We start from the raw sequence: 15060 nt of genomic DNA on the forward strand, positions 1-15060 counted from the left end.
TTTAAACACCTTTACCAGCTCCTCCTAGTGCAACCAAACCTCTTATAAAATACCTACCAAGAAATATAAATATTATTAAAGGTATAAGACTAGCTAAAGTCGCTACTGCAAATGTCTCATTGTATAATGTACCATAACCTCCAGTATACGCCTCTACCGCAACGGGAACCAACCTCATTGACGGAGTAGTTGTTAATACTAGAGGGAGGAAAAAGTTATTCCATGACTCTATAATGATAAAGATTAATGTAGAGATGAATCCTGGAATAACTAGAGGGAGAATAACCTTGAAAAATATTTTTACATCTCCAGCTCCGTCCAGCCTAGCTGCCTCTATAAGACTCTTAGGGACTACAGTAACAAATAAGGACATAAGAAGCGCTGCCGTTGGAATGTAAAATATGAGCATAGAAACAATAAGTCCTGGATACGAGTTTAGTAAGTTTATGTCTACAATAAACCTTGTTAGAGGTATGAGCGTAGCCTCATAGGGAATGAAAGTACCTAATGCTATTAAAGAGAAGAGAAAGTTGCTTAACATACCTGAACCTCTAAAGTAAGAGTTAGAAAGAACGTAAAAGAAGTACGCCCCCATCGAACCTAGTATTGTAGAAAGTAAAGAGGCTATTACTGCAACAATTAAGCTATTAATTATAGGAGTCTCTAACACGTGAGCTACGGCCATATACGGAGATAAAGTTGGGTGAGAGGGAGGAACTAGTACTGGAGATGATGCTACTTCTAGATTTGACTTAAAACCATTTATTATCATTGCGTAAACGGGAATAAGCCAAATTACGCTCACAATTGTAAGCGCTATATAATGAAGGACTGACTTAGTATAAGGGGACAACACTCTCCTTTCTCTCATCATTTTTTAATCCACCTCTTTATACCGTAAAGCGCATATGGAATAACTATTGCTGTAGCTATTAAAATAATTATTGTAGAGAGAGCTGAGGCCTGAGCGAAGAACTCAGTTGTAAAGAGATAATAGGAAAACACAACGAGAGTCTGCATAAATATGTTAGTAGGACCACCAGAAAGAATATATGGAATGCTAAATATCCTAAACGTAAATAGAAAAAGGAGGGCTGTAGACACAATGAAACCGTTTGCTGAGTTTGGGATCAAGATTTTTCTCAATATCTTAAACGAACTAGCTCCGTCCAGTCTAGCTGCCTCTATAATGCTTTTGTCTATTCCTAGGAAAGACGCAAGATAAAAGAGTGCTGGAAGTCCTGTATATGCCCAAATTGCTATAATTATAATGCTAGGCATCATCATGGAAGTAGATGTGAGCCAAGGAACGTAAGGAAGACCTAGCCTTAAAAATAACCAATTTACTCCTAGGTTATAGTTGTATAACCATAACCAAATTAGAGCGTTAACTGCCATTGATATAGCTAGGGGAAGAATTATTATAGAGAGAAAAAACGTCCTAGCTTTATTTGAGGAAAGGAAGTAAAGTAGGCCTGCTATTCCTATTCCTAAGATGTTTCCAAAAATTACAGCTGATCCGCTCAACTCTAGTGAATGAATAAGAGAAGTAGGAAAGTAAAACGAATGTATAACGTTTGCATAAGAGGAAATACCAGAAAAGGAAGGAATTGGGTGAAGTAATGACCAGTTCGTAAACGAGATTGCCACATTATAAAAAACAATGTAGAGCAGTATTGCTCCAAATATTGCGGTAGGTAATATGAGGAGGAAGCTTGTCTTCTTCATAATTACACCCATTAAAAAATATTAAAAAAATATATCTTAAAGGTATAGTTTACTTACGAAAGCGACTGGAACTAGGATTGTTGGAAATAGTAACAGAACGCTGTATCCTTGAGTCTGAACAGTTGAGTGCATATTTGCTGGATCTAGGCCGTATGCCGATGGATCAGTAACCCATGGTGGATAATATCCCGCAAAAGGCTGTTCCTTAAATCCTAGATATCCTAATCCTAGTTTTGCTGCGGCCAACCACTCCTGTTGTTCATTATGCATCACAGATTGAAGCTGTCCATACCACACGCTAAAGTCAGGTTTTCCTACCTCCTGTAGCGTTAATATGTCCCCTATAATTTGTCCAAAAGTGCTATCGAATAGACCTCCATCAGATAACTGATATACGAAATCTTTTTCTGGAGTATGAAGTAAAGCTTGATAGTCGTACCATTGTGCAGGAGTGTTATACCAATCTGTCCCATTTTTCCAGAACGTAACCGCCTTCCACTTTGTCCAGACTTCTTGTCCTTGATATGAACTCCAGAATTCAGCAACTTTTAAAGCCTGACTCTCTTGAGGACCTACAGGAATCCCTACAGAATCGATAACTAGGGCATAATAATGTTGTGTTCCAGGGAATGGAGATTCTATTATTTTTACACTACTATTATTGATATATTGAGGTAATGGAGGATATGCAGTAGTATTTAGAAAATCATAAAGGTAGTTTGTGAGCCAGTTACCGTTAACTTGGAACGCAACCTGTCCATTAACTAAGTAGGAAAGACCTTGAGTCCAAGTCAAGGATTGCCATCCTGGATAATCATAGGCTGTAAAGTTTAGAAATATATTCGTGGTTTCATTTATCAGGCTCTGAACAGTTGCATTGTTAAAGTTAATCGTTCCATAGATCATTTCGTTATATAGTTGTGGACCAGCCAATGATAGAAATATATCTTCCCATACATTTAATTGATCCCAACCACCATCAGCTCCAGGAATCATCCATGGATGAGTAAATCCGTGTTCTACTAATTGCATTGTGTCGTATTGAAGCGTACTTAAGTTATAAGGAAAAGGCAAGTTATACTCTCTTAGAACATTCATGTTTACCCATATTAATGAACCCCTATGCACGTCCACAGGTAAAGACAAAATAGTACCATTAAAAGCGCCAGCTTGTAATACTGCAGGCACTGCATTTGTAGTTAATCCCTCTTTTATAGCTACTGAAGTGAGGTTAACGAAGGAATTGATTCCATTTGGAGCAGCTTCGACATAGCTTGCCATCTCAGGTCCGTAATGAACTTGAAATGCTGCTGGAGGTTTTCCTGCCTCTATAAGGGATAAGATTGCATACTTCGCGTTAGTCCCTCCAGCGCCAGGTACTATTTCTGGAGTTAGAGTAATCCCTGTAGATTTCTGAATAGCAGGTATTTCATGTTGGAGGGCTATTTTTCCCTCAGTCGCCCACCAAGTATAGAAAGTAACAGATGATGAAGGAACAGTAGTTGAAGTTACAGGAACAGAGGGCTTATGTGGGATTAATAGAACTGCGGCAACTGCAGCAACTACTATGATAACAACCACAGCTATTATAATACCTAGCTGTAAACTTGATAACGCTTTTCTATTCCCTTTTCTTCTCATTTTTATGTCCCTATGGTGCATTCCATACAGGGGTTTTTAAGTCTTCTCAAATAGGTTATGTAATATACTTACTTTGTGAAATATAATCTTTTCAAGAGTTGTATAGAACAGACAGGTTACATTCCCCTTTTAGTTTAATAGAAGATCTTGTATATGAATCTTTCTTATAAAAAATTAACAATTAAAAGAGCTTAATTTATATATTATCACGTTATAAAATTATTTTAGGTTAGATTAAGTGAATAGAAACCTAGATCTACCTACATGTAAGAGTAAAGTATTTATATTAGATCTATTTTTATACATTTTATTAGAGTATTTAATGAATATATACTTCAATTAAAATAAAATAAAAGTTCTGAGAGAAAATGGGTACATATAGATACTATTATTTATTTTACATCCTTAGCACTTATTCCGCTGAAATATACTGAAAGTATTTTCCGAATTCCTTTTTTAATCTTGGAATTAACAGTTGATTTTGAAAGTCCAAGCTCTGAAGCTAAACCGTTTAAATCAACTTTTCTAGGTTCGTCAAAAAATCCTCTTTTAAAAGCTAGTAGAAGAGTCTCTTCATCTTCTAATGACAAAGACATTAGATCTGAAGATGTAGTCGAGTTAACCCTTTTAACGTCAAGGTCGTAGATCCTTGCAACGCCCCTTAATTCGCCCTTTAAATTATCCCAATTTATCCATTCTGGCGCAATAAAGCTATATTTCTCTAGACCGTCATAAACGATTAAAAACTTGACCATTATACCGTTATCTAACATTATTTTTCTTATAGAATTGGAATAACTGCCTAAAAATGACATTTCATATGTCATTCTGCCAATTCTTTTAAAAGATACAATTTTGTAAATATTTTTATGTTTTTTAATGGTTCTTATTAGATGAAATGCAATGTCTTTGCTTGGAGCATTAAATACAAAGTCCTCAAAGTTAGTATCAATTGACGGATTAGATACAGCCAAACTACTTCTCATATTTAGGCAAATATCTTCGGTAATTTCTGTCCAGTCGTTTTGATGTCGGAGGGAAATAGTACCAATATACATAACAATATATTATATTCTAAGAGTAATAAAGTAACTCATTAAAAGTTTAAGAAATAGAATTAATAAGAGAATATGTACGAACTTACTCGACTTTTACATGTTTTATTCCACGAACCAGCGCCCATTCTACTATATTAAAAGCTTTTTGAAGGAAGTTATGTTGCAATCTTTAGTTTTGAGAGAGTTAAAAGTTATATAAAAGGTATTATATCTGACCTCCTTCCAGCCCTAAGGTTTGAGAATTCCTGCTGGCATAGAGAAGTTTAGAACTACATCCTTTCGTTCAGTCCTGATCTGGATCTTCACCCATTACCTCTATCCATTTCGGGACACAGGGTTATAGACTTTACCAAAAAATTGAATGCGCTACTTAATCCTGCATTAAATATGATATTGTTCGTTTTAAATTTCTTAACTTAAAGACGCTTTTATCGCATCAATAGCATTACCTATCTAACACTGATTTTTTACATAAAACAAATCTAAGAAAGTTTAAATATATATCATGGCAATATTTCTTATGCCTCATTTAAGGAAAAACTCTATCCGTTTTCTTGGAATGGTTTCTATAACTGTAGCAGGAGTTCTTCCCATTATAGGTCCAATAGAGGTTGCTCCATTTATTAGCAACGCGAGTTCAGCTGCAATATGGCCAGTAATTCTTGGTTACGCGTTATTTGTCTTAGTATCGATTCCAATTCTTGAGTATACAAGACTTGTGGAATTTGCAGGTGGATATTACGGTCTTGCGGAAATAGGTTTTGGTATTCCTGCAGGAAAGTTTACTGCTTTAGCAAATTATTTTTTCTACGTTTTTTGGCAAACTGCAAATGCGTTTTTCATAGGTTGGCTCGCAGTTGATACAATTTATCTTATCTTTCACGTTTTATTACCTGTTTGGATTTGGGGTGTTCTAGTAACGCTTACTTTGCTCGTAACTTACTTAATGGTTATACAGCCCATAGAGGTATTTTCAAGGATATTAACATTTACAATTCTCTCAACTCTAGCAGTTATTGTAGGTTTCATAGTTTATATAATCCTTAAAACTCCTTATAATAGCCCGCAATTCCTTAATCCTACATCTGTCCCCTTTACAAATATAGCCCTTGCAACAGCAGTACTAGGATTCTATACATTTACTGGTTACGGATCTTCTCTCTTTTACGCAGAAGAAGGAGTAAAAGCTAAAAATGATTTATGGAGAGCAATATATATAGGGCTTTCAATATCTGCCATAGTAATTGCGCTCAGCGCGTATTCGGAACTAGCTTCAGTTCCAGAAAGCGAACTAAACTCTGTCTCTTCTTCTCCTCTCCCTCAATTGGTGGCATGGTCCCACTTCGTTCCAGAGACAGTATTACTTGGATTGAACTTTCTTATCATTGTAGTCTCTCTAATAGCCTTCGGCGGTGGAGGAGGATCACAGGCAAGACTTTTATGGGCTATGGCTAGAGATGGTTTCATTAGGAGCAAATGGTTATCTGAAATTAATGAGAAGGGTATTCCACTGAGATCTGCAACAATGAACTTGATAATCGCTCTAATCACGGTTGGTCTAACCTCATTCTTCCTTCTTGGAACTTATGGATACTCTTCCCAGACAGTTGCATTAGCGTTTTATGTCGCAGGAACATCTTCTACAATACTCTGGTATTTTCATCATTTTGTTCCAGAATTTGGCCTTTATGCCTTTTTAAGGAAAAATAACGTGAATTTCTCTAAGTTCAGAAAGATCTTTTCTGGATTAATAATACCTATAGGAGGAATGATTTTATTTATATATACATTTTATCAAGGAATTCTAGGCGATCTAGTAGAACCTTATCTAACTTTCGTTATTGTTTCGTTTATCCTTCTTCTCGGTGATGTGGTATACGTTTTATACAAAAGAAGGAAAAACTCTCTCGGAGAAAGTACAGTAAAATACATGATCGCAGAAAAAGGAAAAACGTCTAGCGAAAACTCAATGTTTATCGATAATGGTCTCCCGTTAGAAGGAGGAACTACGAAAAAGAGTATTTGAGACCAAATCCACTGAGTTCTTCGAGCTTGAACATACCCCTATCTGGTCTCGGAGGATTTTTAACGTGATCTTCTAACCATCTATATCTAGTTAAGTATTCTGCCATTGTACATACAGATTCCGGCTCAGAAATTATAAAATGAAGGTTATATATATTTGAGGTATGAGGAATTATTATTGCACCATAACTTTCTGCCATTCCAGAAATTCTCTTCATTGCCGTAATTCCGCCTACCCATAAGGAATCTGGTTGTAGGATTCTTACTCCTGAGTCTAACAACCTCTTAAAATCATAAAGGTAATAGTGGTGTTCTCCAGCAGCTATTGAAATTTCAGTCTTCTTAGTTAGGTAGTTATAGCCATCGAAATCATCAGGAAGAAGCGGTTCTTCAATCCACGTGACTTCATATTTACTTAGCTTTTTAGCCATCTTTAATGAGAAGTTCAAATTCCACGACATCCAAGCGTCTCCAGCTAACTCTACATCATACCCTACTGCATCCCTTATTGTTCTCACCAACTGAACGTTCTTTTCAACTCCCAATGGATCTGAAGGACCAGAAGAGAACCTCATCTTCATTGCAGTAAATCCTTGTTCTATATAGCTTAATGCCTCCTTTTCCAATTCTTCATTAGCAGTGGGATGAAGATGACTTGCATAAGCTCTGATCTTATCCCTTGTCTTTCCCCCTAGTAAATTGTATACAGGTATTCCTAGCTCCTTTGCATAAGAATCGTGGATAAGGAGATCTATAGCAGAAATTGCGTGAAGGATTATACCTGATCTTCCTATTGGAAGGGTATACCTATAAAGCAAGTCCCAAATCATATTTCTGTTAGAGAGATCTAATCCCTTAATTACTTTAGAAATATCAACAGCTAATCTACACGCTTGAACTGACGTCTCCACTATGGAGATTACATCATTTTCGCTCTTAAGCCCTAGAAAACACACCTCATCCATGAAAGCGGAATTAAATGGAGATGTCTCTCCAAGGACTTGTAAGTAGTAATCCGTAGGTTTTACATATGGAAAGTTATCTCTCTCAATTTTTTCTATCCTAAGTATCTGAATGTCCTGGATCTTCATGATAGAGTTTTCCTTCCCGGATTTTTTGCTTTTTTCCCATACTTGTTAGGTTAGCATATTTTATATACAGCCAACACAAGTTAATTCCATGAAATCGAGGGCTGCGCTTCTAACAGAATATGGAAAACCCTTATCTATGGGAGATATCGAGATTCCAGATCCTGTAGGTGAAGCTGTTATCCTAAAAGTAGAAGGAGCTGGTGTCTGTAGAACGGACTTGAGAATTTGGAGGGGAGTTGAGGCTAGACCTGGATTTAAGCTTCCCATTGTTTTGGGTCACGAAAATGCTGGAAGAGTATACGCCGTTGGAGATTCAGTTGTAGGACTAAAGGAAGGAGATCCCGTAATAGTTTACGCTACTTGGGGGGACCTCTCGTGCAGATATTGCAGAGAAGGAAGGTATAGCCTTTGCAAGAACCAAGTTATTCCAGGACAGAATACAAACGGAGGATTTTCCGAGTACATGTATGTCCCTAGTTACAGATGGTTAGTTAAACTAGGTAGCCTTTCACCTAAAGATGCCGCACCTCTTGCAGATGCAGGAACAACGTCCATGGGCGCTGTAAGATCAGCCATACCTTATTTTTCTAAGCATAGTGATGCCTTGGTTCTTTTGAATGGAATAGGTGGTCTCGCAATTTACCTTATTCAAATTCTCAAGTCGCTGTTTAACGTTACAGTTGTAGCCATATCTAGGAAAGAGGAACATAGGGAGCTAGCTAGGAAATTAGGAGCTGACTACGCGATAGAATTAAAGGAATTGGAAGACCTTGTAAAAAGGGTAAGACCGGAAGGAGCATCAGTTGCAATTGATCTGGTCGGAACACCAGAAAGCGTCTCAACTCTAACTTCAGCTCTTTCTCCAGGAGGGGCAACTGTAGTTGTGGGCATGGAGGGGAGAAAAGTTGAGGCTGTTAACTTTGATTTAGTTGTTTGGGATAAAGCGATAGTTGGATCCAATTATGGAACAATAAATGATTTAAATGATGTAGTTAAATTAACGGAGGCGGGAAAAGTAAGATCTATTATTACACAGTACTCTCTGGATGATGTGAACTCAGCTCTCTCTAGCTTGGATTCAGGGGAGGTCAGTTCTAGGCTTGTCATAACTCCAAAGTAAATCTGTAAACTCCTCCACTTCCTTATACATCCTTTTCATTACTTTATTTTCTGCCTTTCTCAGATACTCCTCCATCGTGGGTTTCGTTATTCCCATGGAATACGCCAGATCTTCTAATCCTATTTTCCTAGGTATCTCGTAAAAGCCTTTATTTATAGCGTTATATATAACTTCTCTTTCTCTATCTGTCAAGTCAAATGGAGATATCTGCAGTTCCTCTAGTTTAGCTGGCTTTACCTTAAAGTATTTTATATCCCCTATTCTTTCCAGGTCTTTTTTGAGGAGATCTGCCTCATCTCTAGGTAATACAACAATGAATCTCTCTACTCCATCCATGACCAAATCCTTCATATAAAATACGAGGTAATTGTTTAGGGTCGACATTATCATGTTATCGTATTTCTCTTTGAAAGTTACCCTGTATATACCTTTTCTTTTGTTTACCTCTGATATGCCTAGCAGTTCCAGAACAGTTTTCTCCCTTTTGAATGCCTTTAGAAAGGACTTAAAGTTCTCTAATCTTTCAACCTTAATTTCGTCCATACCAAATATGAAGTCTGGATTCCTCTTTGGCTTTGCGATTATTGTTCTTATTATTACGTTATGCTCAGTGGTTAATTTACTCCAGCAATTCTCATGCTCTATCCAAAAAGCGATAGTAACGAAATTGAGGTTCAAAACCATATGTCGATATAGTTTATATGGTTAAAGAATTCTTCTATTAATAATTATATATAGCGCGGGAGGTAAAGATAACCTGAAAAAGCCAATAATTGAGTGGATTTGAACCTTCCTAGAATAGTATAATATATGGAAGAGAAGTATAAGTCTAAAAATGAGATTAAGATACATTTCAGATTTCGTGATAAATAGTATATTTAGTTGCTTTAATTTTTTGATTCTCTTTTTATAACTGAAGGCTTAGCCTTTAAGGCCAGGATGATAAAGCACAAATTAGGATTAACAAGTTCTTGACTCGTTGTATATAATTAATAGGTATCTACTGTAGTCCGATTTAGTTCATATATGAACGGAGAGACATCAAGAGTTAAAAACCAAGCAAGTTTGCACGTAATCTGTATAACACGATCTGGTGGGCATCAATCTAATTTTATGGATAAAAAAGGGTTAAGCGAAACAGATCTAAGACAGATAGTCCTAGATCTGAGGGAATATGATAGAATACCAGCAACTTTTCTCTGGACAGCAAAGAAAATATTGATCATCATTTTCACAAAGGGTTAAAGAGGTTCCTAGAGAAAGAAATATGTCAGAAACATGATATCAAAATCTTCTCGTCTCCTCCGCTTGTTGTTTTTACGAGATACAGAAAGTAGCAGATGGAGAAACACTGTAAGGAGTTCAAACTAGCTAACCCAGCCTACACTTCTAGGACTTGCTCAAGTCGGAGTTACGTTAAAAGTGAGATTCCTCACAGAGGACTTTGCTTGTGAAATCTGTAGTTTCATTGCTGACCTTGATTTAGTTGGTTCTCTTAACGTTTTCCCCGCTGCTCGGAGTTACCTTAGTGCATGTGGAGTTTTTGTGAGGTAGTAAGACCGCTCTAAAGGTCAAGACAGTTCACGGAATAATTATGTTCCATACTTGTTTGGACTCTATTTAAAATATAACAAAGGAAGAATGAGAGTAATGGAAGGGACTAAATCTAATAAGGATGATAGAAGTATAAAGTCAGATCCTATCAAGGCATTCGATGATGCACAAGTTTCTGGAAGACATTATAAATGGGCCACGTTAACCGCTATGGGCGACTTCTTAGATGCCGGTTCCATAGTCGCAGGTGCTGCTTCTGTAACTTATTGGGTAACATACTTTAAGTTATCTTCTCTCTTCTTAGGAGTAATTGCAGCTCTCAGTCCCAATGCTTTTGCAGCTTGGCTGGGAGCTTTAATAGCTGGGCCCTTAGGGGACAAATATGGTAGAAAGGCTATATATACATATGACCTTATAGCTTACGCAATAGGCGCCTTAATTATTACCATTTCACTTAATCCATTTACTCTAATTGCTGGGTATATTATTATGGGTCTTGCAGTAGGAATAGATGTGCCTACATCTTGGGCTTTAATAGCAGAAATTTCCCCTAAGAGAGGGAGGGGTAGGTTAATGAGCTTCACTAACCTTTTCTGGTATATTGGTCCAATAGTGGTTTTACTAGCTGCAATAGGTTCAAGTCCCCTTGGAGTCAATACCTTTAGAGTCCTTTTCGGCATTTTAACTGCATCAGCTATTATTACGTGGTTACTAAGAAGGGGAATAATAGAGTCTCCTAGGTGGGCATACATTAAGGGTAAAAAACAAGTTGTTCAAGATGCATTGAACAAATTGGGATCAGGAGCGCAAGCAGAAGAAGGGGAGAAGGTAGAATTTAGTTGGACGAAACTCTTTAAGTACTGGAAAGGGTTAGCGCTAATGATTCCACTTTATATTTTCTGGGGAGTTCCTGCGGGTACTTTTGGATTTTTCCTACCTTATATAGCTAATGATGCTGGAATAAAATCAGCTGCATTAGATGATCTAATAGATATAGCTTGGTTCGCTACAGCTATAATAGCTATAATTGTTGTCTACATGACGTTAGGAGATAAGATAGATAGAAATCTAACCTATGCTATATCTGCGGCTATTTGCGCATTAGGATTTGCAATTCCCATATTTTTACCAATAACTATACTAGGAGTTGCGATGGCTAACGTAGTTCTATTCGGTTTTGGACAAGGAGTAGGTCTATGGCCAATAAACAGGCTATGGTCAGTAGAATTATTTCCTACCGAAATAAGAAATACCGCTCAAGGATTTGTATGGGCGTGGATGAGATTCGCGATAGGTCTATGGAGCATCTTCGTACCATCTATAATCGCGATTATAGGCTATTCTGCGATCGCAGCTGTAGCAACAGCATTCTTCGTAGTAAGTATTATATTAGCTATGCTATTTGGTCCGAAATCTCAGGGCAAATCCCTGGAAGAAGTAATAAGAGATTTTTATAAAAAAGAATAAGATTTTTTTATTTGACTAAAATTCATTATAAAATTTTTTATAAAGTGAAATAAATCGGAAAAGAGTAGTACGTAAGTGTTATTAGGAGATTGGTTAGGAATTCCATAAAGAGGAGGGATGACGTAAAGTTTTAAAGTCGTAACGTAGGGATTAAGACAATAATGCTGATCTTAACTAGGTAAAGATCTCTCACAGACGTGAAAAGATCAATCATGGTGTACTCTTGGTCATAAGCAGAAAAGTGCATAACTACTTTATCGTTTTAGTGATTCAATTTTCACAGATGACTTGAAACTTTAGATAAACATTGATGGACAGTTAGAGTGCAAACGTGAGTATTTAAGACGAGAATTCAGTAAAGGCCTCAAAGAGATTAGACCATGAGGTAGAACAACTGGTATTCTTGTCTTAATTAATGACAAGAACCCTACCTTGCATACATGAACTAATTGAAATTCTTGGATTCAGCTTTCATAGAACGTTGATGCCATCATATTATCCATACTACTTAACGGAATATTCTATCGAACAACCAGAATAGATCACAACCTAACATGTATGCGTCAATCTAATTAAGTTTCCTCTATTACTGTCTATTATGATTAAATCGATCAGGATCATGAAGGTAGGAGATCACGGAGAAGTCCCAGGTCCGGAAGTGTTTTGGATGAGGGAATTCAACTCATGGGTTAAGCTATCCTTCTTTTCCTTTCTAGTAAATACAGATGATGGATATCTGTTAATAAATACAGGATTACCCGACGACTTATACCTTAGAAATAAGTTCCTAAAAGAATGGGCCGGAGAGAGATGTAGATTTGGTTTTAAGGAAGAAGAGAAGGTCGAAAACCAGCTAAAGCAAATAGGTCTTTCAACAGATGATATATCCCGTGTTCTTATAACTCCAGTCCAGGACTATACCATAGGGAGGATAAATCTCTTTAATAATTCCAAGCTATACTTTTCAGAGAGAGGGTGGTTTGAAGATGTGGTTAACCCAAGGCAATCTCCATTTCTAAATAGGGATATATATCTTCCAAGATATGTGAGGGAAAATCTCTTTGAGAATGCATGGAATAGAATTGAGTTAATAAAAGATGGACAACTACTTGACGGGTTACACGTAAAGTGGACTGGTTGCCATCATAGAAGCTCTATGTCCATAATAGCTGAGATTAAGGGAAAGAGAATTTGTATTACCGACTCAGCCTTTGTAAAGAGAAATCTCGAGGAAAACTTACCCATTGGAATAGCCGAGGATATATACGAATGCATTAATGCGTATGCTTACCTAAAGGATAACTGTTATACCATAATTCCAGCCTATGATTCTGAAAACCCTACAGGAGAATTGAAGGTGGAATAAAATAATTTAAATTATTTTATAAAAAGTTAAATTTTTATGTATAGAATATTTAGTATATTCTTAAAAGTTAAGGAAGATTTATCTCTATAGAGGTTAGGGGTAGAGAGGGGGTAAATATTCCATTCATGAGCGAAGGACGAATTGATCCTTACGTGGAATGCGAACATCTTGACCCATCGATCTTACTGCTTCATCTCCATACTTAATCCTATACTGTTGAGGTTCTGTTTTGCGAGACCGTTTTGTTACATGCGAGTATGGGTTATGGGATCAAGGAGTTAACAGCTAAGGTTACTTTGTTCATTAGTCTGAACTAACTCATCGAGATCTCTATTAAAATGGAATCACAGTTTATAAAGATGTTTAGGAAAAGCGATTTTTATATACCTTCATAAGGAGACTTTCATCCTTATTACATCTACTCTTAACCACAAAGAGATAAAATCCTTATTCAGATAATAGTGATTATTGTAGACCTTAAGTTTTGCACTTATGATGAGTGAAATAGGATAGAAAGTTAACGTTAGCACGTGAGTTATATAACACGTTTTATTGGATACTATCTTTTAGGTTCACTTCAATGAGTCCACGAGGGCAAACAGGGGATTACAGGACAGAACAAGACTTGGAAGCGATTATGGATATAGTTAATCGCTTTACTTGATATGAAAAGCTGAGACGATCTCTATACTAGTTAATTTGACAATAGTTGTTCTCTAACTCTATGTCCATTTACCAGATCATAGTGTTTCAAAATTGATAAATCGTCCGTTATTAACGAAGTTATTAAGACTTTACTATCAATCGACTACACTGCCGACAAATACACAATTATTGCGAAAAGTTGATAACCTATCCTGTAAATCTACATTCATGAAAGCTGTTCTCTTTGATATAGACGATACGATTATGAGAGAATCGCAAGCTCATAGAAAGGCATTTTATTCACTTTTTAAACAACTTAATTTAACGTCAGATCTTTCGTCCATTAACGTTCATGGAATGACTGACAGAAGAATAATCCAAGAAGCTGCGCACTTGTCAGGAGTTAAAGTTGATTTAGATAAATCAATTAAGATATTAGTTAGCTACTTTATGGAATATTTTAATCCATCAGATATTAATCTACTTCCCGGTTCAAGAGAGACAATCAACGCGCTTAAGCAATTCGTTAAAATAGGGATTGTAACAGGAAATTGTAGAGACGTTGCAGTAAAGAGACTTAGTTCAGCAAAAATTGATTTCGAAGTGGGAGGATTCGGAGATAAATTCATAGATAGAACGGACGTAGTGAGAGAGGCAATTAAAGGATTGATAGAAAGATATGGAGAAGTAGAAGTATACGTAATAGGAGATACACCTAGAGACATTGAGGCTGGAAAAAAGAATAAGGCTAACACCATTGGAGTCGCAACTGGGGTTTATTCTAGGGAAGATTTGGGTGATGCAGACCTAGTTATTAACAACCTTGAAGAAAGGGAAAAATTACTTTCTTTCATAATGGGAAAAGATATACTACATTATCATCTATAATTTCCCGATTGAAATTAGTATTAACAAAAAACAGTAATTATATACTTCTATCTCGTTCACTTTAAAATTTTTTCAGTAAACACCTCTATTCCCAAACTCTCAGCTAACCTCTTGTACTTTTCAGGGATTGAAAGACATAGTATGTAGCCTCTAACTTTTCCTGAAAATTTTTGCTTAATATATTTAAGCCTAATTAATAATTGCTCTATCGTCGAAGAGTCGGCATAGTTTTTTGGTAAGAAGACATTAATGTAAGAATCGTCTTTATAGTAAATTATAGTCAACGGATATCCAAGACTAACGATATCGATATCGTCAATTACTGTCTCTCTCCTTATGTCCGGAAGACTTATTCCTCTATCTTTGAGTTTTTCCCCAAAGAAATTAATAATACTGAAGTCTATCTCTTCCTCTTTTCTACTCATGTTAAGAAGGAATTCATATAGGTTATCCTCTAGTTGTTTTTCCTCATGCATG

The 15060-nt window shown here is 36.5% G+C and carries 13 protein-coding genes; 6 read left to right on the forward strand and 7 right to left on the reverse strand.

Going from position 1 to position 15060, the window contains the following annotated elements; genetic code table 11:
• Position 1: 1 nt before the first annotated feature.
• The 4 genes from glcU to CM19_RS01120 form a co-directional block, all read right to left on the reverse strand.
• Positions 2-871 carry a glucose ABC transporter permease GlcU gene (glcU, locus tag CM19_RS01105; RefSeq protein ID WP_048098597.1) on the reverse strand — a complete coding sequence of 290 codons (870 nt, stop codon included), beginning with the start codon at positions 869-871 and terminating at the stop codon, positions 2-4.
• Positions 871-1728, reverse strand: a complete 858-nt coding sequence (gene glcT / locus CM19_RS01110; RefSeq protein ID WP_048098656.1) for a glucose ABC transporter permease GlcT — start codon at positions 1726-1728, stop codon at positions 871-873. The genes glcU and glcT overlap by 1 nt, the downstream gene beginning before the upstream one ends.
• A gap of 36 nt (positions 1729-1764) precedes the next feature.
• Positions 1765-3369: a glucose ABC transporter substrate-binding protein GlcS gene (glcS, locus tag CM19_RS01115; RefSeq protein ID WP_048098598.1), complete on the reverse strand. Its 1605-nt coding sequence runs from the start codon at positions 3367-3369 to the stop codon at positions 1765-1767.
• Positions 3370-3761: 392 nt separating this feature from the next.
• Positions 3762-4427: a helix-turn-helix domain-containing protein gene (locus CM19_RS01120; protein ID WP_081801169.1), complete on the reverse strand. Its 666-nt coding sequence runs from the start codon at positions 4425-4427 to the stop codon at positions 3762-3764.
• Between the two features lie 520 nt (positions 4428-4947).
• Here CM19_RS01120 and CM19_RS01125 point away from each other — a divergent pair.
• Entirely contained in the window at positions 4948-6453 is a 1506-nt protein-coding gene (locus CM19_RS01125; RefSeq protein WP_081801173.1) for an APC family permease, read from the forward strand.
• Here CM19_RS01125 and CM19_RS01130 read toward each other — a convergent pair.
• Complete coding sequence (locus CM19_RS01130; RefSeq protein WP_048098600.1) at positions 6434-7543, reverse strand: enolase C-terminal domain-like protein; 1110 nt, start codon at positions 7541-7543, stop codon at positions 6434-6436. The two genes, CM19_RS01125 and CM19_RS01130, sit on opposite strands and share 20 nt — an antisense overlap.
• An 88-nt stretch (positions 7544-7631) precedes the next feature.
• Between CM19_RS01130 and CM19_RS01135 the strand changes: the two genes are divergently transcribed.
• A complete protein-coding gene (locus CM19_RS01135; RefSeq protein ID WP_048098601.1) occupies positions 7632-8663 on the forward strand; it encodes an NAD(P)-dependent alcohol dehydrogenase in 1032 nt (343 codons plus the stop codon).
• Here CM19_RS01135 and CM19_RS01140 read toward each other — a convergent pair.
• The gene (locus CM19_RS01140; protein WP_048098602.1) at positions 8622-9347 is read right to left on the reverse strand and encodes a helix-turn-helix domain-containing protein; all 726 of its coding nucleotides are present in this window, start codon (positions 9345-9347) and stop codon (positions 8622-8624) included. The genes CM19_RS01135 and CM19_RS01140 overlap by 42 nt on opposite strands.
• A 342-nt stretch (positions 9348-9689) precedes the next feature.
• On the opposite strand from CM19_RS01140, the gene CM19_RS01145 reads away from it, so the two are divergent.
• From CM19_RS01145 to CM19_RS01160, 4 genes are all read left to right on the forward strand, one after another.
• On the forward strand, positions 9690-9908 hold the full coding sequence (locus tag CM19_RS01145) for a hypothetical protein (protein WP_048098603.1): 219 nt from the start codon (positions 9690-9692) through the stop codon (positions 9906-9908).
• Between the two features lie 396 nt (positions 9909-10304).
• Positions 10305-11684, forward strand: coding sequence for an MFS transporter (locus CM19_RS01150; protein WP_235185586.1), 1380 nt, complete (start codon positions 10305-10307; stop codon positions 11682-11684).
• A 598-nt stretch (positions 11685-12282) separates the two neighbouring features.
• A complete protein-coding gene (locus CM19_RS01155; protein ID WP_048098604.1) occupies positions 12283-13050 on the forward strand; it encodes an MBL fold metallo-hydrolase in 768 nt (255 codons plus the stop codon).
• 873 nt (positions 13051-13923) lie between these two features.
• A complete protein-coding gene (locus tag CM19_RS01160; RefSeq protein ID WP_048098605.1) occupies positions 13924-14583 on the forward strand; it encodes an HAD family hydrolase in 660 nt (219 codons plus the stop codon).
• 56 nt (positions 14584-14639) lie between these two features.
• Here CM19_RS01160 and CM19_RS01165 read toward each other — a convergent pair whose 3' ends face one another.
• A complete protein-coding gene (locus CM19_RS01165; RefSeq protein WP_048098606.1) occupies positions 14640-15059 on the reverse strand; it encodes a hypothetical protein in 420 nt (139 codons plus the stop codon).
• Between the last annotated feature and the right edge of the window lies 1 nt (position 15060).

It is taken from the genome of Candidatus Acidianus copahuensis, from assembly GCF_000632495.1.
GTDB lineage: Archaea > Thermoproteota > Thermoprotei_A > Sulfolobales > Sulfolobaceae > Acidianus > Acidianus copahuensis.